The 21,770-nt window shown below is 61.3% G+C and carries 22 protein-coding genes and 1 tRNA gene; 12 read left to right on the forward strand and 11 right to left on the reverse strand.

The genetic code is table 11. The features are described 5' to 3' along the window. The first annotated feature begins 36 nt into the window (after window positions 1-36). Both ACR3FE_RS00895 and ACR3FE_RS00900 read left to right on the forward strand, forming a co-directional pair. Window positions 37-828: a class I fructose-bisphosphate aldolase gene (locus tag ACR3FE_RS00895; RefSeq protein WP_458205991.1), complete on the forward strand. Its 792-nt coding sequence runs from the start codon at window positions 37-39 to the stop codon at window positions 826-828. Then, on the forward strand, window positions 828-1,664 hold the full coding sequence (locus tag ACR3FE_RS00900) for a class 1 fructose-bisphosphatase (RefSeq protein ID WP_458205992.1): 837 nt from the start codon (window positions 828-830) through the stop codon (window positions 1,662-1,664). Before ACR3FE_RS00895 ends, ACR3FE_RS00900 begins: the two co-directional genes overlap by 1 nt. A 51-nt stretch (window positions 1,665-1,715) precedes the next feature. Here the strand turns inward: ACR3FE_RS00900 and ACR3FE_RS00905 are convergent, their stop codons facing one another. Next, on the reverse strand, window positions 1,716-4,229 hold the full coding sequence (locus tag ACR3FE_RS00905; RefSeq protein ID WP_458204680.1) for a hypothetical protein: 2,514 nt from the start codon (window positions 4,227-4,229) through the stop codon (window positions 1,716-1,718). Window positions 4,230-4,565: 336 nt separating this feature from the next. Here ACR3FE_RS00905 and ACR3FE_RS00910 point away from each other — a divergent pair, with 336 nt between their 5' ends. From ACR3FE_RS00910 to ACR3FE_RS00920, 3 genes are all read left to right on the forward strand, one after another. Continuing rightward, the gene (locus ACR3FE_RS00910; RefSeq protein WP_458204681.1) at window positions 4,566-4,988 is read left to right on the forward strand and encodes a DUF7344 domain-containing protein; all 423 of its coding nucleotides are present in this window, start codon (window positions 4,566-4,568) and stop codon (window positions 4,986-4,988) included. 155 nt (window positions 4,989-5,143) lie between these two features. Beyond that, the gene (locus ACR3FE_RS00915) at window positions 5,144-6,850 is read left to right on the forward strand and encodes an acyl-CoA carboxylase subunit beta (protein ID WP_458204682.1); all 1,707 of its coding nucleotides are present in this window, start codon (window positions 5,144-5,146) and stop codon (window positions 6,848-6,850) included. A gap of 214 nt (window positions 6,851-7,064) precedes the next feature. Then, entirely contained in the window at window positions 7,065-7,439 is a 375-nt protein-coding gene (locus tag ACR3FE_RS00920) for a DUF5658 family protein (protein ID WP_458204683.1), read from the forward strand. A 13-nt stretch (window positions 7,440-7,452) separates the two neighbouring features. Here ACR3FE_RS00920 and ACR3FE_RS00925 read toward each other — a convergent pair whose 3' ends face one another. After that, a complete protein-coding gene (locus tag ACR3FE_RS00925; RefSeq protein ID WP_458204685.1) occupies window positions 7,453-7,911 on the reverse strand; it encodes a MaoC family dehydratase in 459 nt (152 codons plus the stop codon). Window positions 7,912-8,248: 337 nt separating this feature from the next. Here ACR3FE_RS00925 and ACR3FE_RS00930 point away from each other — a divergent pair, with 337 nt between their 5' ends. Beyond that, window positions 8,249-9,469, forward strand: a complete 1,221-nt coding sequence (locus ACR3FE_RS00930; RefSeq protein ID WP_458204686.1) for an outer membrane protein assembly factor BamB family protein — start codon at window positions 8,249-8,251, stop codon at window positions 9,467-9,469. A 144-nt stretch (window positions 9,470-9,613) separates the two neighbouring features. Beyond that, window positions 9,614-10,888: a glutamate dehydrogenase GdhB gene (gene gdhB / locus ACR3FE_RS00935; RefSeq protein WP_458204688.1), complete on the forward strand. Its 1,275-nt coding sequence runs from the start codon at window positions 9,614-9,616 to the stop codon at window positions 10,886-10,888. A 36-nt stretch (window positions 10,889-10,924) separates the two neighbouring features. On the opposite strand, the gene ACR3FE_RS00940 is transcribed toward gdhB, so the two are convergent. Continuing rightward, window positions 10,925-11,083 carry a glycine zipper domain-containing protein gene (locus tag ACR3FE_RS00940; RefSeq protein WP_458204689.1) on the reverse strand — a complete coding sequence of 53 codons (159 nt, stop codon included), beginning with the start codon at window positions 11,081-11,083 and terminating at the stop codon, window positions 10,925-10,927. Window positions 11,084-11,155: 72 nt separating this feature from the next. Here ACR3FE_RS00940 and ACR3FE_RS00945 point away from each other — a divergent pair, with 72 nt between their 5' ends. From ACR3FE_RS00945 to ACR3FE_RS00955, 3 genes are all read left to right on the forward strand, one after another. Then, window positions 11,156-12,013, forward strand: a complete 858-nt coding sequence (locus ACR3FE_RS00945) for an HpcH/HpaI aldolase/citrate lyase family protein (protein WP_458204691.1) — start codon at window positions 11,156-11,158, stop codon at window positions 12,011-12,013. Between the two features lie 71 nt (window positions 12,014-12,084). Further along, entirely contained in the window at window positions 12,085-13,341 is a 1,257-nt protein-coding gene (locus tag ACR3FE_RS00950; protein WP_458204693.1) for a Glu/Leu/Phe/Val family dehydrogenase, read from the forward strand. A 681-nt stretch (window positions 13,342-14,022) separates the two neighbouring features. Then, entirely contained in the window at window positions 14,023-14,445 is a 423-nt protein-coding gene (locus ACR3FE_RS00955; protein ID WP_458204695.1) for a plastocyanin/azurin family copper-binding protein, read from the forward strand. 64 nt (window positions 14,446-14,509) lie between these two features. Here the strand turns inward: ACR3FE_RS00955 and ACR3FE_RS00960 are convergent, their stop codons facing one another. Genes ACR3FE_RS00960 through ACR3FE_RS00975 form a run of 4 tightly spaced genes read right to left on the reverse strand, consistent with a single transcriptional unit; the run spans window position 14,510 to window position 16,996 of the window. Then, complete coding sequence (locus tag ACR3FE_RS00960; protein ID WP_458204696.1) at window positions 14,510-15,145, reverse strand: 30S ribosomal protein S3ae; 636 nt, start codon at window positions 15,143-15,145, stop codon at window positions 14,510-14,512. Further along, window positions 15,138-15,377 (reverse strand): KEOPS complex subunit Pcc1, encoded by a 240-nt coding sequence (locus ACR3FE_RS00965; RefSeq protein ID WP_458204698.1) that lies wholly within the window; start codon window positions 15,375-15,377, stop codon window positions 15,138-15,140. Before ACR3FE_RS00965 ends, ACR3FE_RS00960 begins: the two co-directional genes overlap by 8 nt. Next, window positions 15,374-16,534, reverse strand: coding sequence for an exonuclease RecJ (locus ACR3FE_RS00970; RefSeq protein ID WP_458204699.1), 1,161 nt, complete (start codon window positions 16,532-16,534; stop codon window positions 15,374-15,376). The genes ACR3FE_RS00965 and ACR3FE_RS00970 overlap by 4 nt, the downstream gene beginning before the upstream one ends. Then, window positions 16,535-16,996 (reverse strand): 30S ribosomal protein S15, encoded by a 462-nt coding sequence (locus ACR3FE_RS00975; protein WP_458204701.1) that lies wholly within the window; start codon window positions 16,994-16,996, stop codon window positions 16,535-16,537. A 281-nt stretch (window positions 16,997-17,277) separates the two neighbouring features. On the opposite strand from ACR3FE_RS00975, the gene ACR3FE_RS00980 reads away from it, so the two are divergent. Then, window positions 17,278-17,349 (forward strand) — tRNA-Ala (locus tag ACR3FE_RS00980). Window positions 17,350-17,558: 209 nt separating this feature from the next. Here the strand turns inward: ACR3FE_RS00980 and ACR3FE_RS00985 are convergent. Next, entirely contained in the window at window positions 17,559-18,371 is an 813-nt protein-coding gene (locus ACR3FE_RS00985) for an ion transporter (protein ID WP_458204703.1), read from the reverse strand. 138 nt (window positions 18,372-18,509) lie between these two features. Here ACR3FE_RS00985 and ACR3FE_RS00990 point away from each other — a divergent pair, with 138 nt between their 5' ends. Continuing rightward, window positions 18,510-19,001: a hypothetical protein gene (locus ACR3FE_RS00990; protein WP_458204704.1), complete on the forward strand. Its 492-nt coding sequence runs from the start codon at window positions 18,510-18,512 to the stop codon at window positions 18,999-19,001. Between the two features lie 141 nt (window positions 19,002-19,142). Here the strand turns inward: ACR3FE_RS00990 and eif1A are convergent, their stop codons facing one another. The 3 genes from eif1A to ACR3FE_RS01005 all read right to left on the reverse strand — a co-directional run bounded on the left by eif1A (window position 19,143) and on the right by ACR3FE_RS01005 (window position 21,767). Further along, complete coding sequence (gene eif1A / locus ACR3FE_RS00995) at window positions 19,143-19,427, reverse strand: translation initiation factor eIF-1A (RefSeq protein ID WP_458204706.1); 285 nt, start codon at window positions 19,425-19,427, stop codon at window positions 19,143-19,145. Between the two features lie 456 nt (window positions 19,428-19,883). Beyond that, the gene (locus tag ACR3FE_RS01000) at window positions 19,884-20,255 is read right to left on the reverse strand and encodes a DUF7522 family protein (protein ID WP_458204708.1); all 372 of its coding nucleotides are present in this window, start codon (window positions 20,253-20,255) and stop codon (window positions 19,884-19,886) included. A gap of 69 nt (window positions 20,256-20,324) precedes the next feature. Next, on the reverse strand, window positions 20,325-21,767 hold the full coding sequence (locus ACR3FE_RS01005) for a right-handed parallel beta-helix repeat-containing protein (RefSeq protein ID WP_458204709.1): 1,443 nt from the start codon (window positions 21,765-21,767) through the stop codon (window positions 20,325-20,327). Between the last annotated feature and the right edge of the window lie 3 nt (window positions 21,768-21,770).

The following is a 21,770-nucleotide window of genomic DNA, read 5'->3' on the forward strand; positions in this document are numbered from 1 at the left end:
GTAGACTCATATATTTCGTCGGTGCAGTTCGGAATGATGATTCCGCTGAGTGACTCACCAGTAACTCGGGACGACAAGGCGCTCATTCTCGCAATGGACCACGGTCTGGAGCACGGACCATCCGCCGACTTCAGCTCCGTACCGGACACGCTGAACCCCGAGAAGATATTCGATATCGCCACCCACGACGCAGTGACCTGTCTCGCCGTTCAGAAAGGTGTCGCCGAGACGTACTACCCCTCCTACGACGACTCCGTGAATCTGCTCGCCAAGCTGAACGGAACGAGCAATCTCTGGATGGGCGAGCCCTACTCGCCGAAGAACTGGACGGTCGATTACGCCGCCGAACTCGGTGCGGATGCGGTCGGCTACACCGTCTACTCCGGGTCGAACCACGAGACGAAGATGTACGAGGACTTCCGCGACGTTCAGGAGAAGGCCCACCGCGACTACGACATGCCCGTCGTGATGTGGTCGTATCCACGTGGCCAGGGTCTCAAGAACGACACGAAAGAGAGCACCATCGCCTACGCGACCCGCATCGCGCTGGAGATCGGCGCGGACATGGCGAAGGTCAAGTACCCCGGCTCCCGCGAGTCGATGGAATGGGCCGTCAAATCCGCCGCCGACATGCCGGTCGTCATGAGCGGTGGGTCGAAGACCAGCGATTACGAGTTCCTCTCCAGCGTCGAAGCAGTGATGGACGCTGGCGGTGCTGGACTCGCAGTCGGTCGGAACGTCTGGCAGCGTGAGAACCCCGAGCGTATCCTCGACGCGCTCGAAAAGGTCATCTTCGAGGGCGCAACCGCAGACGAAGCGCTCGAATGATGGATACGGTTGACCAGATCATCGGGACGGTCGCGGCAGCCACACCCGACATCCGGGGCGGACTCACGGGACGGCGACGAAAAGCCGACGAGGAGAATCCCAGTGGCGAAACCCAGATGGCGGCGGACGTGTGGGCCGACGAGTACCTCGAAGCGAAACTGACGGCCATCGACGGCGTCGGCGAGTTCGCGAGCGAAGAGCGCGAAGCGGTGATCGACTGTGGAGAGGGTCTCTCGGTCGCCATCGACCCACTCGATGGCTCGTCGAACCTCAAATCGAACAACTCGATGGGAACCATCGTCGCCGCCTACGACGAGCCCCTCCCTGCTTCGGGACGAAACATCGTCGCGGCGGCATACGTCCTGTTCGGACCGATCACGACGATGATGGTCGCTCGTGAGGGGACGGTGACCGAGTACGCGGTCGAGGACGGCGACATGCGAGCCGTCAAAGAAGACGTGACGCTCCCCGACGACCCCGTCGTCTACGGTTTCGGTGGTCGCGTCCCCGACTGGACGGACGAGTTCACCGAGTACGCTCGTACCATCGAAGACGAGCTCAAACTCCGATACGGCGGCGCGATGATCGGTGACGTGAACCAGGTGATGACCTACGGTGGTGTGTTCGCGTATCCGGGACTCCAGTCGCGCCCCGAAGGGAAACTCCGGCTCCAGTTCGAAGGCAACCCGATGGCGTACATCGTCGAATCCGCGGGTGGCCGGTCGTCGGATGGTAAGCACTCGCTTCTCGACGTGGAACCAGAGGGACTTCACCAGCGCGTTCCGCTCCACATCGGTAATCAAGAACTCATCGACAGACTGGAAGCCACGCTGTAACCCGCGATCTCGTCGTTTTTATTTTCCGTGGATCGAAAGTCGTGTTCGTCGCTATCCTGACTGCGTCGTCCCGGCGACTGGCGATGTCACAGTCGGAGTGCCGACCACCTGCGTCGTTGCAGGCTGAGCCGTCGGAGTTTGGGTCGTCGTTGGTGCCACCTGCGTCGTCGCCGGTCGAACAGTCGTCGCTCGCTCTTCCGTAGCCTGTGCCGTCGTCTGTCCAGCCGCTTCTTGTTCGATGCACGCCTGCACGTCGTCCTGCTCGGCCGTCGCCACGACCTGCCCGTTCGCGTCGAATATCGTCGCGTTGACGAAGACGAATCCGTCCACGTCGAGTTCGGTCGTGTTGTTCGTCCACGTGACGTTCCCATCCGGTGCCTGCTCGAAGTCCTCGGCGGGAATCGTTCGCTCGACCAGCACGCCGGACTGCGTGTCCGAGACGTTGACGAGCAGGGCCGTCAGCTGATACTCCGCCGGTTCCGTAGCGTTCACGGTGACCTCGGTGCAGTTCAACTCGACCGAAACCTGTGCCGGGGTCGGCGTGGTCGTCGGCGGTGCAGTGGTGGTGACGTTTGGCGTGGTGGTCACATTCGGCGTAGTCGTCTCTGGTGGTGGTGTCGGGGTCGTCGCTGGCGGAGTCGTCGCTGGTGGCTGTGTCGTGACGTTCGCCGTCGTGGTTACATTTGCCGTTGTCGTGACGTTCGGTGTCGTCGTGGGCGTCGGTTCCGCCGTAGGCGTCGGCTCGGTCGTAGTAGGGGTTGGTAGTGTCGTCGTCGGAATCTGTGGCGTGGTCGTCGGGGTCGGTACAGGGGTGGTCTCGGTCGGTGTCGTGGTAGGTGCTGGCAGCGTCGTCGCCGCTGGTTGTGTCGTGGTGGTCGGTGTCACCTCCTCGATCTGCTGGGCCTCGTTCTCCGCGACCGACCGGAGCACCTCCGGCTCGACATCCTCCTCCGTCGTCAGTGTCTCGCCTGCTTGCGCCGTCCCTTCGCGGGCGGCTTGCTGAATCTGGCTCGCATCGCTCACGTCCTGTTGTGCCGCCGCCTGTGCTGCACCCACCGCAGCGCCGACAGAAGCGGCCTGTACTTGCACGACGTCAGCCTGCTGGATCTGCGTGACACCCCCTGCGGCGGCTCCCTGTGCAGCGGATTGGATCTGGACGATGCTCGCCTGTTGGCTCTGCGAGACTGCTCCGGTCGCTGCCCCCTGTGTCGCAGCCTGCACCTGCCTGATATCGACACGTTGCTTTTGGCTTGCCTTCACGCCGCCCGTCGCAGCACCTTCCGCTGCGGCCTGCACCTGTGTGACGCTCGCCTGTTGGCTTTGTGTGACCGCTCCCGATGCGGCTCCGATACAGGCCACCTGCACCTGCCGGATTCGCACGGTCTGTACCTGCGTGATGCCACCTCGGGCTGCACCCCGTGCAGCGGCCTGTACCTGTCGCACTTCGACGACCTGCTTCTGGACTGCGCCCTGCACCGCACCCTGTGCCGCACCTTGTGCGACGATCTGGATCTGAACGATGTTCACGATCTGGATCTGGACGACGCTCAATGCACCGACCGCTGCACCTCGACAGGCTGCCTGCACCTGCTCGACAGTCGCCTGCTGGAACTGCTTGATGCCCCCGGCGGCAGCACCCTGTGCAGCGATCTGGATCTGGATGATGGTCGCCCGTTGAATCTGTGATATCGCACCAGCGGCCGCACCGCGCGTCGCGGCCTGCACCTGCCGGACATCGACCTGCTGTACCTGCGTCACGCCACCTCGCGCCGCACCGAGCGCCGCGACCTGAACTTGCTTGGCGTTCGCACGCTGGCTCTGAAGCGCGCCGGTCGCCGCCCCCTGTGCAGCGAACTGCACCTGTCTGATTTCGACCCGCTGGCTCTGGTCGAGCGCCCCGAAGGCGGCACCTTGTGCTGCTTCCTGGATCTGCGAGACGCTAGCCTTCTGCTTTTGTTGCTGCCTGGCGCGCTGGACCGCCCCTCGGGTTGCACCGCGAGCTGCGCCCCGCGCAGCCACTTGCACCTGTTTGACGGTCGCGCGCTGGCTTTGAGCGACCGCCCCGTGTCCGGCACCGAACGCGGCTGCCTGTACCTGCGTGACGCTCGCTCGTTGCGCCTGCGTCGTCGCCCCTTTCGTCGCGCCCTGCGTCGCGCTCTGGATTTGCGTCACTTCAACGTCTTGACTCTGGAGTAACGTCCCGTGGGCCCCGCCGCGCGCGGCGGCCTGAATCTGCGTGACGTTCGCTCGCTGTTCTTGTTCGACAGCCTGTACCGCACCGCGGATGGCGGCCTGTCGTTGTCGTTGGCTGATAGTAACGCCCTGTTGCTGTGCCAGTTGGGCCCCCTGCGCGGCCCCTTGCGCGGCTGCACGCTCGCGCTCGGAGAGATTCTCGTCCTGCAAGAGCGATGAGGAGAACGGTCGGTCGGTTCGGTCGCTCGGTGGCAACACTGCCGGGGTATCCGTCGATGGACGGTCTGTCGGTCGCACCACCGAGACTGTTCCCGTGCTCGCGAGACTCACGACGAGTACGAACACGAGCACCATGGGTGCGAATCGTCGCATGACTATACTCCTCTCGATGGGTTCGACTGTCAACCCTCGACACCGTTAATTCCGTTTTTCGCTCCGTCTCGGTGGGGGTGAATCTCCGGTTTCATCGGGGGTGTTCGGACATCATCCATAATCGAAACGAACCATCTTGGTAATCTTCATATCGTCCCACTCACCCGGGTATCTCTCAGTTGTAACTGTGAGTAGTTGCAGCTCTGAATAGTGTGATACACAGTCATGTTGGAAATAGAACCGGAGATGCTTCCGTTTTCATTTCGATTGGCAGCTTTCTAGGTGTCTAGATTCACCATTCTTTACGGACGGTGGTCAACTGATGATGAGCGTCGCATGAGCAACGAGTCACCATATCGTGACGACTCGGGGAAACGACCGTCGGCACATCCACCCCACGTCCTTCGCGCTGAACCAGGAGTGAGTAGGCCTTCATTCGATGACATCTTCGAACTCCTGTCGGAGCGCCGAAGACGATTTGCCATCCATCATCTCTCGGAGATTCCTGATGGAGTGGCGACGCTTTCTGACCTCGTCGAACAGGTCGTCGCGTGGGAAACCGAAACGTCACCAAACGACGTTCCAGACGATTACCGGAGGCGCGTGGAGGCGTCCCTACACCACACGCACCTTCCGAAATTGGCCGATGCGAACATCATCGATTACGACACGCGGAGTGAGTCGATCCGCTACTGGGGGCAACCTGTCCTCGAAGAGTACGCCGAACACGTCGCTGCGATGGAACTGCCAGAACAGTAACCGCTCGTCTAGCTTCCTCTCCGTGTCACCCCGCATACGCTTCTCAACACCCCTCCCTCTCTCACTTTTCATCGACTACTACTCGACCCGCACGCACTCGTTTAGCTGCGCGGGAAAGGGAAAACGGTTTGAAATCACCCCACGGACACGCAGACATGAAAGTCCGTATCGGCGAGGGGGCGACCGACGAGGAAGCCTCGGCCATCGCCAGCGCGCTCGCCAAGCACGTCCGGAGCGAGGTAGAAGTGTACGTCGGCGACGCAGACGAACCGACCGTCACGTGGAGCGACCCCGGCGAACCACCGGAAGAGGACGACCTCGAACCCACGGAACGCGAAATGAAGCTGTGGGAGGAGATCGAGAACATCGAACTGGGTGGCCCGGAGAAGTACAAAGAACGCCTCTCCGAGAAGGGCAAACTGTTCGTCCGCGACCGACTCGACCTCTGGTTCGGCGAGGACGGTTTGAAGTTCGAAGACGGCAAGTTCGCCGAGTTCGACGCCGACGACCAGCTTCCGGCGGATGGCCTGCTCACGGGAGCAGCCGAGTTCGAGGGCCGCGACGTTCACTTCATGGCGAACGACTTCACGGTCAAGGCCGGAAGTATGGCAGCGAAGGGTGTCGAGAAGTTCCTTCGCATGCAGCAGCGGGCACTCCAGAGCGGTAACCCCGTTCTCTACCTGATGGACTCGTCGGGCGGGCGCATCGACCAGCAGTCCGGCTTCTTCGCCAACCGGGAAGGGATCGGGAAATACTACTACAACCACTCGATGCTCTCCGGGCGCGTCCCGCAGATCTGTGTCCTCTACGGGCCGTGTATCGCGGGTGCGGCGTACACCCCGGTCTTCGCCGACTTCACCATCATGGTCGAAGGGATGTCCGCGATGGCCATCGCCTCTCCCCGGATGGTGCAGATGGTTACGGGCGAAGACATCAGCATGCAAGACCTCGGCGGGGCGAACATGCACGCAGAACATTCGGGCAGTGCAGACCTCGTCGCCCGCGACGAAGAACACGCCCGCGAACTCGTCGCCGACCTCGTCAGCTATCTCCCCGACAAAGCCCACGAGAAACCACCCCGGAGCGAGCCACAGGCACCGCAAAAATCGCCCGAGGGCATCGACGCCGTCATCCCACAGAGTCCGAACCGGGCCTACGACATGACCGACGTGATAGAGCGCGTGGTCGATGCCGACTCCTACTTCGAACTCAGACCCGACTACGGTGGGGAGATCATCACCGCCTTCGCCCGGATCGATGGCCGACCGGTCGGCATCATCGCCAATCAGCCAGCACAGCGTTCGGGCGCGATCTTCCCGGACGCCGCCGAGAAGGCAGCCGAATTCATCTGGAAGTGCGACGCCTTCGAGGTACCCCTGCTCTATCTCTGTGACACGCCGGGCTTCATGGCCGGGTCGCAGGTCGAGAAGGACGCCATCCTCGAAAAGGGGAAGAAGATGATCTACGCCACCTCCTCCGCCACCGTCCCCAAGGTGTCGGTCGTCGTCCGGAAAGCCTACGGCGCGGGCATCTACGCCATGTCCGGCCCCGCCTACGACCCCCAGAGCACCATCGCGCTCCCGTCGGGTGAGATCGGAATCATGGGACCGGAAGCCGCCATCAACGCCGTCTACGCGAACAAACTGAACGCCATCGAGGACGACGAGGAACGCGCCCAACGCGAACAGGAACTCCGCGAGGAGTACCGAGAAGACATCGACGTCCACCGCATGGCGAGCGAGATGGTCATCGACGACATCGTGCCGCCGAGCACCCTCCGCGAAGAACTCGTCCAGCGGTACGACTTTTACGCCGACATGGAGAAAGACCTCCCGGACAAGAAGCACGGAACCATCCTGTAGATCGGCCGTTCGGCCACTGTTCGCCATCGCATTTGTGATTTTACAGAACCCGCGATCGTCACAGCGTTCGTGATGTCCCATTTATTCGGCATTTTCATCGAATATATGTCTTGTTGCCATCTTCAAAGGAAACTGCCACTTTAGGCAGTGCCTACGTTCGGAATTCGGTCGATAAATCGCTGTATAATAAAGCTACTATCCACTGTCGGTCTGGATGACGCGGGAACTCCCCGCGACACTACCCATGAACCACCAGCGGTTTTCAGCCCGGCTTCGACACACGAACTGGTTCGATTTCGGCGACACCGAGCGCATCCTGTGGGTCATCGTCCTGCTCGCACTCGTCGGCGATCTGGTCACGACCTACATCGGTCTGCGTGCGGGCCTGACCGAATCGAATCCGGTCGCACGGAGTGCGCTCTCCCAGTTCGGATTCGTCTCGCTCGTCGGGTTGAAACTGTTCGCACTCGCAGTCGGATTCGGCGGTCGAACACTCATTCCCCGAGAGTACAACGCCCTCGTCCCGGCGGGACTCGCGCTCCCGTGGACACTCGCGGTGTTCGTCAACGTCTCGCTGATGGCAGCGTAGACTTCTGCACCCGCTATTCTGGACGTTTCAGCGACAGAACGGTTCGGTCGAACTCACAGACCAGCGTCTCGTCGTCCCCATCGACTTTGAACACCTCGACGTGCATCGTGACGACCCCGCGCTCGCCGTCGCTCGTCTCGCGCTTGTCCGTCACCGTCGACTGGGCGCGAAGGGTATCACCGTGAAAGACTGGGTTCGGGTGCGAGACCTCGTCGTACGAGAGATTGGCGACGATGGTCCCGTCGGTCGTGTCGGGAATGGTGAGACCGACCGCGAGACTCATCGTGTAGAGACCGTTGACCAGTCGTTCGCCGAACTGCGTGTCGGCAGCGAAATCGGCGTCCAGATGGAGCGGTTGCTGGTTCATCGTCATATCACAGAACTGCTGGTTGTCGCTCTCGCTCACCGTGCGTCGTTTCTCGTGTTCTATCGTGTGGCCGACCTCGAACTCCTCGTAGTAGAGCCCCGTCATAGCGGAATCTGTGGGACGTTCCGGAAAAATCCTGTCGGTCTGGGGTTGCCATCCCGTTTAACCGTCAGTTAACGTGTCATATCTGCCTCGACTATCCGGTTCGTCTGTCTCCGATTGTTGCAACCGTTTCGACTGTTTCACCGTGGACAGGTGGATGTAACCGGTGCATAACAAAGTAGACTCTATTCGAACGGGATTTGTGGTCAGACCGAATTCTGGTAGGGAGAAAAACATGAAAGACCGAAATACACGGCATTCGGCGGGAGATCGACATAAATTCGAGGCGACAGAACCGGGTTCTCGTTCCGAATACGAGGAAGAACCTACCAGCTTCGATATGACTGCGACAAGTGAGTTCCAGTTCGACCAGGTGGTGACCCACGGAGACACGCGCGTCTCACGAAGCGTCGAGTGGTCGTTCGAATGTGGCAACTCCCAGTCCGACCCTGGGCAGCCGATAGCTGACGAGGAAACAGAGCGACAGTCTGCATCTCCTCAGGCTTCGACTGATGGAGGTGTCGATTGGCATCCAGGCTCGAACGAGGTGTTCGACGACAGGGATGCACTCTACCTCGATCAGACGCCACCAGCAGGCGACCGCGTCCGTGCGCGCTGGTACGCGCAAGCGGGCGGGCCGGTCGAGACGGAACCCATCATCCGTGATGGATCGGTGTACGTCGGAACCAGCAACGGATTCGCCTGCGGTATCGACCGCCGGACTGGCGTGAGCAACTGGCTGTTCCAGGCTCCGAACGCGGTCGGGACACCGACGGTCGGGAACGGACTGCTCTACGTCGGTGACCGCAGTGGGAACTTGTTCGCGCTCGACGCCACCAACGGCGCATTGGAGTGGCAACACGAGACCGATGCTGGAGTAGAAGTGTCGCCGGTACTACTCGGTGATACCCTCTACGTCGCAGCTCGTGATGGACAAGTGTTCGCCCTCGATGCCGAAACCGGCGACGTACAGGACTCGTATCGGAGTCCAGCGCGGGCACTCACCTCCCTGCACATCGCTGGCGACACCCTGTACGTGACCGGACTCGACGGTGGACTGTTTGCCCACGACGTGACGGACGGCAGCGAGCGTTTCCGGTTCGCACCCTCCCTCGCCATCGCAGGGGCTCCAGAAGTCGTCGACGACACGGCGTACGTCGGAACCGTCGACGGCGACCGAGTGTACGCGCTCGACGCCGAAACCGGTGAGACGAAGTGGCGATACCGAAAGGAAGCAGGCATCTGGTCGTCGCCCGTCGTCATGAGCGGCATCGTCTACGTCGGCTGTGCGGACGGCCACGTCTACGCGCTGGACGCCCGCGAAGGGACGGTTCGCTGGCGCGTCCAGACGGGGTCACGCGTGTGGAGTTCGCCAGTCCTCACCGACGAGCTGCTGATCGTCAGCAACGACGCAGGTCAAGTATTCGCGCTCGACCGCGCCGATGGCCGGATCAGATGGCGCTTCCGCGCTCAGGACGCACTGGTTGCCTCGCCAGCGGTCGGCAGCGACGCCGTCTACGCCGGTGACGTTTCGGGGACGGTCTACGCCTTCCCACAGTAGGTTCCCGGCCACGTGTGACGTCCTCAGTCGCACGTTGTTCCCGACCCCGTGAGGTGGTATCGCATATCGCTTCCGACCTGGATAGCAAGCTCTTTCTCGGGTAACCACCCACCAACCGGCCAGCCCTGTCAGAGGCACACCATCATGTCATCCACTGGAAAGCAGACGACGGAGGAACCGGAAACGGCGGTCGAAACAGCCCGACGCCAGCTCGAACGTGCTGCGACGCATCTCGATATCGATCGCGGTATCATCGAGCGGTTGAAACATCCCGACCAGGTCCACCGCGTGTCGGTTCCGCTCGAACGAGACGACGGCGACACTGACATCTTCACCGGCTACCGTGCGCAGCACGACAGCGTGCGCGGACCGTTCAAAGGAGGAATGCGCTATCATCCCGGCGTGACCGAAGAGGAGTGTACCGGTCTCTCGATGTGGATGACGTGGAAATGTGCCGTGATGGACATCCCGTTCGGGGGTGCGAAAGGCGGCATCGTCGTGAACCCGAAGGAACTGAGCACCGGAGAGAAAGAACGACTCACCCGGCGATTCGCCGAGGAGCTGCGTGATTTCATCGGCCCGATGCGCGACATCCCTGCTCCCGACATGGGAACCGACGCACAGACGATGGCGTGGTTCATGGATGCCTACTCGATGCAGGAGGGTGAAACCCAACCCGGCGTCGTCACCGGCAAACCGCCGGTCATCGGTGGGTCGTACGGTCGCGAAGAATCACCGGGACGCTCGGTCGCCATCATCGCCCGAGAGGCCTGTGAGTACTACGACTACCCACTCGAAGACACGACGGTCGCCATCCAGGGATTCGGCAGTGTCGGCGCGAATGCGGCACTCGCACTTCACGAATGGGGCGCGAACGTCGTCGCCGTCTCCGACGTGAACGGCGCGATCTACGACCCGGACGGGTTGGACATCGACGACATCCCGACACACGAAGAAGAACCCGAGGCGGTCACGACCTACGATGCGCCCGAACACCTTCCGAACGACGAACTGCTCGAACTGGACGTCGACGTGTTCATCCCGGCTGCGATCGGCAACGTCATCACCGAAGCGAACGCCAGCGACGTGAAGGCCGACATCGTGGTCGAAGGTGCGAACGGCCCGACGACGACCACCGCAGACGAGATCCTGGAGAAACGCGGTATCCACGTCATTCCGGACATCCTCGCCAACGCGGGCGGTGTCACGGTGTCGTACTTCGAGTGGTTGCAGGACATCAACCGCCGCCAGTGGTCGTTAGACCGCGTGAACGAGGAACTCGAAACCGAGATGCTGAACGCCTGGAACGATGTCCGTGCGGAGGTCGAAGCCCGCGATGTGACGTGGCGCGACGCGACGTACATCGTCGGTCTCTCGCGCATCGCGGAGGCACATCAGGCACGCGGTCTCTGGCCCTGAGACGGGATTCAGGGCGGTCACGATTTTCCGACGAGTTTATCGCCCCGACAGACTGGCACCGATACCGACGCCCAGCGCGAGACCGATACCGATTCCGAGCGCGATATCGTCGAGTGCGACACCGATGCCCGCACCGAGAGCGATGCCGATGGCGATTCTAGTCCCCATCCCTTCGCTTTCGATTTCGTCAGCCATGATAGCTCACTGGTGAGCGACGACATAACCGTTCCCGGTGGGTTGAAATCTCGTCCCTGCGTCGCCTCGCGTATGCCACGACGAAGCGTCATGTTCACGCCGGGCGACAGCCCGGAGATGCTACGCAAAGCCCCCGGAGCAGGAGCGGATGTCATCGTGTTCGACCTCGAAGATGCAGTCTCGCCCGAGCGAAAAGAAGAGGCACGCGACGCAGTCCGCGAGGTTCTCTCCGACCCCGAATTCGACCCCGACTGCGAGGTGTGTGTACGCGTCAACCCGACTGGAATCGCGGCAGACGACGACCTGCGCGGAGTCGCGGCGGGTGTGGACTCGCTCGACTCCGTCATGCTCCCGAAGACGGGGTCTGCAGACGATGTCGAGACGCTAGCCCGCCTCCTCGCCGAACACGACTGCGAGGTGCCCGTTCTCGCCCTGGTCGAAACCGCCGCTGGTGTGCTCGACGCGAAGGCGATCGCGGAGGTTGCGGCGACCGATGCCCTCGTCTTCGGGGCCGAAGACCTCTCGGCGGACATCGGTGCAACTCGAACCGACGAAGGAACAGAAGTGCTCTACGCCCGAGAGCACGTCGTTCTGGCCGCGAGCGCCGGTGGTGTGGACGCCATCGATACCGTCTACACCGACTTCGGAGACACCGCCGGATTGCGTGAGGAGACCGAGTTTGCCATCGAACTGGGCTACGACGGAAAGATGGCGATCCATCCGGCACAGGTCGACCCGATAAACGAAGCGTTCACGCCAGCCCCGGAGCGCGTGGAGTGGGCCGAGAAGGTGCTGGCGGCGAAGGCAACCGCCGACGAAGAGGGACGTGGAGTGTTCCGTGTCGATGGTGAGATGATCGACGCACCACTCATCGCGCAGGCAGAGCGTATCATCGAATACGCGGATGCAGATGATATTAATACTCCTTAAATCCACTTTAAGGGTTTTAGCGCATACGCATTTCGCCATGCTTAACAGTCGGTGGCGGAGATTTTCAGAGGATGTCCGAACAAGCCAATCCGTTCGAAAGTCTGCAGGAGCAGATCGATGACGCTGCCGAGTACATCGATGTGTCTGAGGACGTTCTCGAACGTCTCAAAAACCCCGAGCGAGTGCTCGAAACGAACCTCTCTGTCGAGATGGACGACGGTTCTATCAAGGTCTTCCGAGCGTTCCGTTCGCAGTTCAACGGCGACCGCGGCCCGTACAAGGGCGGCATTCGGTACCACCCAGGCGTCACCCGTGATGAAGTGAAAGCCCTCTCCGGATGGATGGTCTACAAGACGGCGACCGTCGACATCCCCTACGGCGGCGGCAAAGGCGGAATCATCATCGACCCCTCCGAGTACAGCGAGGCGGAACTGGAGCGTGTCACGCGCTCGTTCGCCAAGGAACTTCGGCCGATAATCGGCGAAGACCGCGACATCCCTGCACCGGACGTGAACACCGGCCAGCAGGAGATGAACTGGATCAAAGACACCTACGAGACGCTGGAGAACACGACGGCGCCGGGTGTCATCACCGGTAAAGCGCTCGAAAGCGGCGGCAGTGAGGGTCGCGTCGAAGCGACGGGTCGCTCGACCATGCTCACCGCCCGCGAAGCGTTCGACTACCTCGGCAAAGAGATGGAAGGCGCGAGCGTTGCTGTGCAGGGATACGGGAACGCCGGTTGGATCGCCGCGAAACTCATCGAGAATCTCGGCGCGAAGATCGTCGCCGTCTCGGACTCCAGCGGTGGCGTCTACAACGAAGAGGGTCTCCACGCCCGCGACGTGAAAGACCACAAGAACGAGACGGGCAGCGTCGTCGGCTACGCTGGCGCGGACGAGGAACTCACCAACGAAGAACTCCTCACGCTCGACGTCGACCTCCTCGTGCCCGCGGCACTGGAGAACGCGATCGACGGCGACCTCGCAGAGGACGTGCAGGCAGACGTCATCGTCGAAGCCGCGAACGGACCGCTCACGCCCGAGGCCGACGACGTGCTCACGGAGCGCGACATCCACGTCTTCCCCGACATCCTCGCCAACGCAGGCGGTGTCACGGTGTCTTACTTCGAATGGGTGCAGAACCGCCAGCGCTTCTACTGGTCGGAAGAGCGCGTCAACGACGAACTCGAAGACATCATCGTCGATGCCTTCGACGGCCTGACGAGCGCCTACGAGGACCACGACCTGCCGAACTTCCGCACTGCAGCCTACGTCGTCGCCATCCAGCGCGTCGTCGACGCGTACAACGAAGGCGGCAACTGGCCCTGAGCGCGGTCGAGTAGGACGGTTTTGATCTTTTTGCGATATCTTCGGTGACGTTCTGGACGTCGGATCGCTGCCGAATCGGGTCTCTCTGTGATTTCGTTGGTGCGGTCTAGTTATTGCACATACAGTCGTTGGCATCCATGAGTGCGACTTCCAGATGGTTCGTCTTCGGCAACTGCGATGGTCAGCACCGCAACCGCGCCGCAGGTGTCCCCAACCCTCCCCCCAGCGCGGGAGTACACTCGCCCCTCACGTCGCTCGGTGCTCGTGTGGCGTCCGCTGGCGCAGCCTTGGTGCGAAGACTGGCCGGTTGCTCCAGGTCGGCTGGTCTGCCTTCCGATTGCGGTGGCTGGCCGAATTCTGTTCTCAGGGATGCGCCAGCGGACATCGTGCGAGGGGCGCGTGAAGCGCGCACCAAGCACACCCCACCGCTGGCGGGGAGGAGTGGTGGAAGCCTGCGGCGAGGGCGGTGCGGTATTTTGCCCTACTATCAACAAACGACGAGCCGTCGACATCGAATCGGCTGAAATTGGGTCTCCGTTTCATCGACCCGACCGAATTAGCGACACTCAGTGTACCAGATCGAAGTATCCCCATCACCAGCTCGGGCGAGCAAAGAAACGACGGTTGTCACTCGAACCACATTCCGAGAGACATATACCCTCTGCGACCAGAGCCAAAATTATGAATCGCCGAACGTTTCTCGCTGGGGTCGCCGGGACGGCAGCCACTACTCTGGCGGGGTGTGCGGGTGTGCTGAACACTAACTCCGGCTCGTCGAAGGGCGACATCGGGATGGGATCGAGTTCCTTCAACCCGAGAGAATTCGAAGTGAAAGCCGGGGAAACCGTCGTGTGGGCGAACACCGATATGCGGAGACACAGCGTGACCGCGTACGAGGACGGCATTCCAGAGGATGCTGACTACTTCGCCTCCGGTGGCTTCGACTCCGAACAGGCGGCCCGCAAAGCCTGGCAGAAAGGGAAAGGGACGGTCGAACCAAAGGCGACGTACGAGCACACGTTCGAAGTACCAGGGACGTACGCGTATTTCTGCATCCCACACGAGGTAGCGGGCATGTCCGGCACTATCGTCGTCACCGAGTAGCCATCGAGGAGTCGTCGAGTGATCACTCTGTGATCCGGTGTGCTCGAAAAAGAAACGCCTTCGATTAGACTTCTACGTCTTCTTCTTCCACGTCCACGGAGGTCTCTTCTTCTTCTGCGACCTCATCGGGGTGGGCTTCCAACGTCGCCTTCTGGATCTCTACCCGGCGAAGCGGGTAGATGGTCTTCGACTCGCCGTAGATGGCGCTGGAGAGTCGCCCCTCGACGACGCTATCGATGAGGTCGTCGAACGTGCGGTCTTGTGCGGCATCCCTGACGAGGTCGATCATCGTCCGGCGGATGGCCTTCTCTTGGCTGTGGTCTGCCTTCTTCGTCGTGAACGCGACGGGCTGGATCTGGAGGCGGTAGTCGTCCGCGGTCAGCACCGTGATGTACGCTTCGATCTTCGAGGCGCCGCGTCGCACGAGACTGCGAAGGTAGTCGCGGGTGAGTTCGTGCTTGACGAACTCTGTGTATGCCGCGTCACTACCGACGTCGTTGATCTTGAAGGTCAGTTTCGTGTTGTTTTCGCTGGCGTTGTTCGTCAGTTCGCCGAGCGTCGTTTCGATGGTGCGGTCGAGCACCTTGTCCGGTTCGTCGGCGGGGGTCGTTCCAAGCTCCTCTCTGTCGAACTGCTCGGGAGCGAAGACGGTGTACCACCGCTTTTGCTGTGACTTCTTTGAGACTGATCGTTCACTCATGATTCGTGTTGCTGTCGTCGTTCGCTATTGCTACTGTCTGTGCTGCCACCGAGAGGTTCACGACGTAATCGTCGATAGTGGACTGGAGTCCGCCGGTCGTCTCGCGTTCGATATGCGTCACGACTGTCCCGTCTTCCACGCTCGTTTCGATCTCGGGCGTGTTGTCCGGCACGAGTGACGCCGCGATACGGTCGGCGGCTGCCAACTCCGTGCGAATCGTCGCTCGTCTCATACTGCCTCCCGAAATGCCGAAAGGAACTCCTTTGCGTCCGCGTCGAACCGCGCGTAACCCCGTCGTGCGCTTCCCGTTCCGTCGCCGCCGAGTTGGGTCGCGGCCGTCGACATCGCATCGCCGATACTGGTGCTCGGGTCGGAATCGATCTCCCGACCGGTCACGGCGACTGCGGCGGCTTCGTGATCCGTCACGACCAGCGCGATCGGCTCTGGTGACCGGAAGTCGCCGAGGAGCCGTGCCGCAGTCTCGACCGGGGCGTCGTCCGTTCGGGCGACGAACAGGCCATCGTATCGGCCCGTCGTTCCCTCGTGGAGAACCGCGTGGGATGCGCTTGCGTGCTCGCGCCACGCATCGAGTGCGGGTGCCCGAGCGTCGTGCCCGAGCGCTAGCGCGATGCCCGTTCCGGGTTGATCACGTGCGACCGCGTCGAGCACGTCGGCGTAGCCGCCGAGTGTCGCAAACGGGCCGTCGACGAGTTCGTAGGGTCGAAGTGCGCGCTCGACCGCGTGGCCTGCCTGCGGCGTCGCACTCTCCGGCCCTGCGACCGAGAGTGCGACGAGCGAGGCGACCCGTCGGTGGGCGTCGTGGTCGAGTTCGACCGGCAGACCGAGTTCTGCGAGTTCGGCCTGCACTGCACCCGGATCGCCGGAGAATCCGGCGTGGATCAGCGTCGAATTGGCCAATCCATCCGCCAGGTCGTCCGTCGGCGTCGAAACGCCGGGTCTGCGTGCGAGTCGGTCGCCCGCACCGTCCAACAGGTGTGCGGTCTCGTCCGCGCCCGGTAGGTCACCAGCCGCGACGACGCCAGCCAGTGCGAGCACTGGGTCTGGCCGTCCACCGAGCTCGTCTGCGGCCTCGTAGGCCACGACGCTCGCTGGACGTTCGAGCAGTGTCACGTCGCCACCCGACGCACCGACCGTCACGAGAACCGATTGGTCGTCGTGACGCTCGGCGCGCTGGGCGGGGAACCGTGAGGTGCTCACCTGAAACGGGATTCCGGCGGTCGCACACGCGCGGGCGAGGACGCCGCTCGCCGCGAGGGCGTCGCCATCGGCCTGGGCGACGAACCGAACGAAGTCGGCGTCGCGGAGTGCCGCAGCGATCTCACTCGCGGAAGTGGCGTCCTCGGAAGCGGTTCGACCGGAAGTTGACATCTATAGGAGTTCTTTCGCGTTGTCGTACGAGTACTTGAAGTCCGCGTCGAGTTTGTCGCCACGGTAGTAGTTCACGAGGCGGCGAACTTTCGACTCGGTGTTCTGAAGCGCGCGCTTGTTATGCTTGTCCTGTGGGTTCGCATCGACGTGCTCACGCAGTCGCACGGCGCGTTCCATCAGGTTTCGGAGGTCTTCGGGCAGGTCGGAATCTGCGTCGTTCTCCTCCAGAATCTCGGTCACTTTCTTGCCGGTGACGAGCTTCACGTTCGGGACAGGCGTGCCGGTCACGCCCTCGTCGCGGAGTTTCAGCCCGATCTCGCTGGGGCTGTGTCCCTGTTCCGCGAGCTCGACGACGCGGTCTTCCACGTCGTCTGCATCTACGTCGCTCCACTCCGGTGGTTCGTCTGCCACGGGGCGGTCTGAGCCGGATGACCCGCGGCGTCGTGTGTGCATTCGTGCCATTGTTCGAGGATAGGAACTGCACGAGCCGCTAGAGTGCTGGCGGTGGGTTCCGCCAGTCGTGGTCAGAGCCACGTTGCACGTCCGCAATCCCAGAGCCGTGAAATCTCACGACGAGTCGGATTTGCGGCTGTGCCGTTCCCTATCGATGGATTCCTTTCTCAGCGGTTAAAGGGTTTCCATTCGGTCGTTCGGTGGGTCAGTGAGTGTGATATGGTTCAGCGCGGGTGCGAGGATTTCGAGAGGTTTATCAATGGTCGCAGGGAAGAACTGAATGCAGACGCGGGCTCGTAGATCAGTGGTAGATCACTCCCTTGGCATGGGAGAGGCCCCGGGTTCAAATCCCGGCGAGTCCACTACAACCTTTTACGACGGTCACGGACAGGAGTGACGACCAGGTGGTCGTCACTCCTGTTTGCTCCCTGAAAAGCTGGACCAAAAGCACCGGAAGACGTTCCTGCTCACTGCGTTGCGCGGGCTGCGACTTCCAAGCCTTTGTTCACGGTGAAATTTCTACCGCCGAAAGTTGTTCAACCCGCTATCTGTCGAGACGAAAAATCATCGCTCACTCAACTTCCTGCAGTTCGTGCTCGTGAACACCTTCTCCACAGTGCGGACAGGTGTACGTCTTCCCCTTCGTCGAAGCCTCCACGAACCCAGAAGCCAAGATAGACGCCGGAAGCGCGAACAGACCGATCCCCACGACCGCAACCAATGCACCCAGTAACTTCCCGGTTAGCGTCACGGGATACACGTCGCCGTACCCCACGGTCGTCAGCGTCACGACGCCCCACCACATCGCGGCAGGGATTGAACTGAAGACCTCGGGTTGGGCCTCGTGCTCCACGAAGTACATCAGCGACGAGGCAAAGAGCAGGAGGAGGCCACCGACCGAGAATGAGATGACGAGGTCTTCTTTCTTCTCCAGGATGACGGTGACGAACATCTGCATCGAACTGGAGTAGCGAGCGAGCTTGAACAGCCTAAGGAAGCGAAGCAGGCGAAGCATCCGGAGGAATCGCAGATCGACGACGACGAAGCCGAGGAAGAACGGCACGATAGCCAGGAAGTCGATGAGCATGAACGGGGTCAGCGCATACCGGATTCGCCCCGCGATGGGGTGGCGATAGGCGGCGTTTTCGGTCGCAACCCATAACCGACCGAGATATTCGAGACAGAAGACGACGACGCTCAGCAGTTCGAACAGGTAGAACTCGTACTGGTACGCCGAATAGAGCGGGTCGATGGTTTCGACGACGACAGCAGTGACGTTCGCCACGATGAGCGCCATGATGAACGAATCGATGTATCGCCCGGTTCGTCCACCAGCGCCGACCTCGAACATATCGTACATCCGATGTCGAGTTCGCCGGTACATTACGAGTAATTCGAACAGAATTATAATAAAGATATATGAAATTAGAGGAGAGGTCAGCGTCCGGCGAACCACATTCACCAAAACACCTAATCACACCCCTGTGGTATCCCACGAACCGAAGGGTGGTGAGTGATAACGATGAACAATCGAACAACGAGACGCACTCTGCTTCGCCAGATCGCCACCGGAGCCACCGCCACGACCGTCGTGACGGCCACGGCCAACTCCCAGACAGACGACCGAACGTCCGAGGAGATCGACGACCGAGCGGTCGAGCAGACCGTCCCAGACGAGACCGACGGCCCGGCACGGCTCCTCTACACCTGTGACATCACTGCTGAAGACGACCCCACGCCGGACGTGAACGACCGACTGCTGGTCGAGCGAGTGGAGGGAACCTTCGGCCCGACCGAATCCGGTTGCTTCCGGGAGGAGAAGTTGATCTTCCGCTACCTGTTCACCAAGATCGAACAGGGCGAACCGAGTGGACGACAGGGAATCGTCTGGAGCACGCGACAACAGCTCCCGCGAAGCGAGTACCGCATCGCGAACATCTTCGTCTGTGACGAAGCGCCGAGTGGCTACTGTGCGATCAAACCGTTCTACGGGATAGTGATTCGCGAGACCTGACTCGCCCATCGAACCTGACAGTCGAGGTCGGGTCACGGTCAAGGTCGGCTCACAGGCGAGGTCGGTTCGACCAGCGAATCACGTTTCGGTCTGGAGAATCAGTGGTCGCCACGTCTATCGTGGCGCATGATCGATGGTCGATTATTCGATGTGGCCTTCTCGCCGAAGTTGGTCGGCGTCCTGCCCGGTGTATCGCCACGTCACTTCGGCCTTCTCGTCCTGCCAGTCCCACGGTTCGGCCAGCACGATGTCGTCCTGCCGGATCCAGATTCGTTTTCGCATCCGACCGGGGATACGGCCCATCCGTTCTTTGCCGTCGTCACAACGAAGACGGACCCGGTTTTTCCCAAGCATGTCGGTCACCACAGCAAACAGTTCGTCGTCGTTGGGCATGCGGAGGTTCCGTCGCCCGGGTTCTTCACTCACGAATGAGATTCGCAGCAAGGATAGTTAAGTGGTCGCATACTACTAACGATAGTTCTGACAACTTCGTCACCCAGGACAGCTGCCCCGTCATCTATTACCACACCGCGAACCAAGTCGATGTCCCACCGGATGGCAGACGACAGCACCGATTCGGAACCGATCGAATCGGAGGATGCGATTCACCTCCCCGGACACGAAACGCGGGTTCAGATCTGTTGGCGCTCTGGCGTGCGCCGAGACACACGCTGACGTTCACCTATCGGTACGTGTCGTCTGCCACACGACGGCTGGCGAGGGTGAACGATGAAATTCGACTGCGAACGAGCTGAGACGGTGACTGACAAGTACGAGTGCGACCGCGGAACGATTCGACTCGCCGCGATGGCGGCGATACTCGCGACGTAGACGCGCCGCAGACGCAACGGTACCCGGAACTGCCTACCGATTTTCATCCGGTCAGACGTTCGACCGAAGCCACTGTGAACACAGTTCGACCACCTGAAGCAGCTCTACCTCAGCGTCGTCGAACACGATGAACAACTCCCGGTCGCCCTCGGCGAACTGCAATACGACTCCCACGTCGAAGGTGTAGATCGCGAAGTTGAGGTTCCCCATCCGGAAGATGTTTTCCACGTTCTCGCGTTCCGTCCTGGCGAGCAGTGAGTCGTCGTGGATGCGGTCGAAATCCTCCGACCGAAACCTGCCAGAGACGTCTTCCCGGGTGTACAACAGATCGTATCTCCCTTCACGCGAATCCGCGACTACCTGGAGTGCAGGGCCGAGTTGGGAGTGTAGGGCGGCGACGAACGACTCGTCAGATTCGAACACGACGAGAGGTTAGTCGAGAAGAACTATGAATTTTGGTGGCCGTTTCGAGGGGTCGAGAACGGGGAGTGGTCAGGCGTCTCCCACGCCTCCGTCGTCACCGGCATCCGTCTCATCCGTCGAGAGCCACGGGTCGAAGTGAACGTTCGAGACGCCAGCGGTCAGCCCCGCCGAGACCGCATCACCGTCATCGTCGGCGAGACGGCCCGTAATCGGGTCTTCGAGCGAACCGTCGCTCTCGGTATCCTCGCATTCGTCACCCGAACTATCCACGCTCGATGGCCCGTTGCTCGCGCCCCAGTCGTTCCGGGTCGCGTCCACCACGTCGTTATCCTTGTTCAGGACGCCGAACTTCTCGTTCCCGGCGATGACGTTGCGGTGGATCTCGGTGTTGTCTGCGTTGTCGTAACTTCCGCCGATACGGACTCCGTTCGTGTTGTTCACAAGCTGATTCCCGAGAATTCGAACGGAACCGTTCGAGACGTACACCTCGACTCCATCTTCGTTTTGGTGCAGGACGTTTTCACCGACGAGCACGCTACCGGCCCGTCCCGCCGTGGCGATGCGAACTCCGTCGGTCGTGTTCTGGACGACGTTACCGACGACACGGCTATCGCTCGCGTCCTCACCGACAACGATGCCGGACTCGGGGCTAGAGCGGATGTGATTTCCGACGATAGTCGTGTTCGGTGCGTACTCAGCGTAAAGCGTCGCGTTCGATAACGTATTGTTTCGTAGAACGATGTTTCGAACCGGGAGCACGGACGATGGCCCGACGTACAGGTCGTTGTCTTCGACTTCGTTTCCGACGACGTGCATATCGGTCGTGTTGGTCAGCCGAATGCCACCGGTTTCGGCCCAGTACGGGCCACCACCGTTCGCGGTGATACTGCTGTTCTCGATAGTGTGGCTACTTCCCGAAGCTGTGATTCCGACGTAATTCTCCGAGACGACGGTCCCGGTTATCGTGACGTTCGAGGAGTGGTCGTCCCCTTTGGTGAACGAGTAGTCGCCGACGATTCGGATACCGAACCCGGAACCGTCCGCCGAGTATCGGCGGTTGTTCGAGACCGTGCTGTCCGCGAGGACGGCATCGTCTGTGCCCCGGAACACCACACCGACGGCATTGTTGGTGACTGTCACGTTCTCCAGTCGGCTCTCGTCACTCGTGAGCGTGATTCCGTTCTGCCAGTCGGTGACGACGACGTTCTCGACGGTGACGTTCGTCCGTGCGCTGTCGCGCGTGACGATACCGTCGATGAGGTCGAACTCGCCATCGACAGTGTGGCCCTGCCCGTCCAGCACCACGTCACTCGACCGGATGTCGATACAGGCGTTCGTACTGCTGTTCTCGATGTCCTCGGTCAGGACGTACGTTCCCGGAGATTCGATGTCGGTACAGGAATCGATCTCCGTCACTCCGTCGGACGAGCCACTCCCTGTTGCAAGTGTTCCGACGGCGAACAGCGAACTAACGATCAGTAGCGATACGACCACTGCGGCGGACTGTCTCATCTC

The sequence above is a fragment of the Haladaptatus rarus genome (assembly GCF_054177585.1).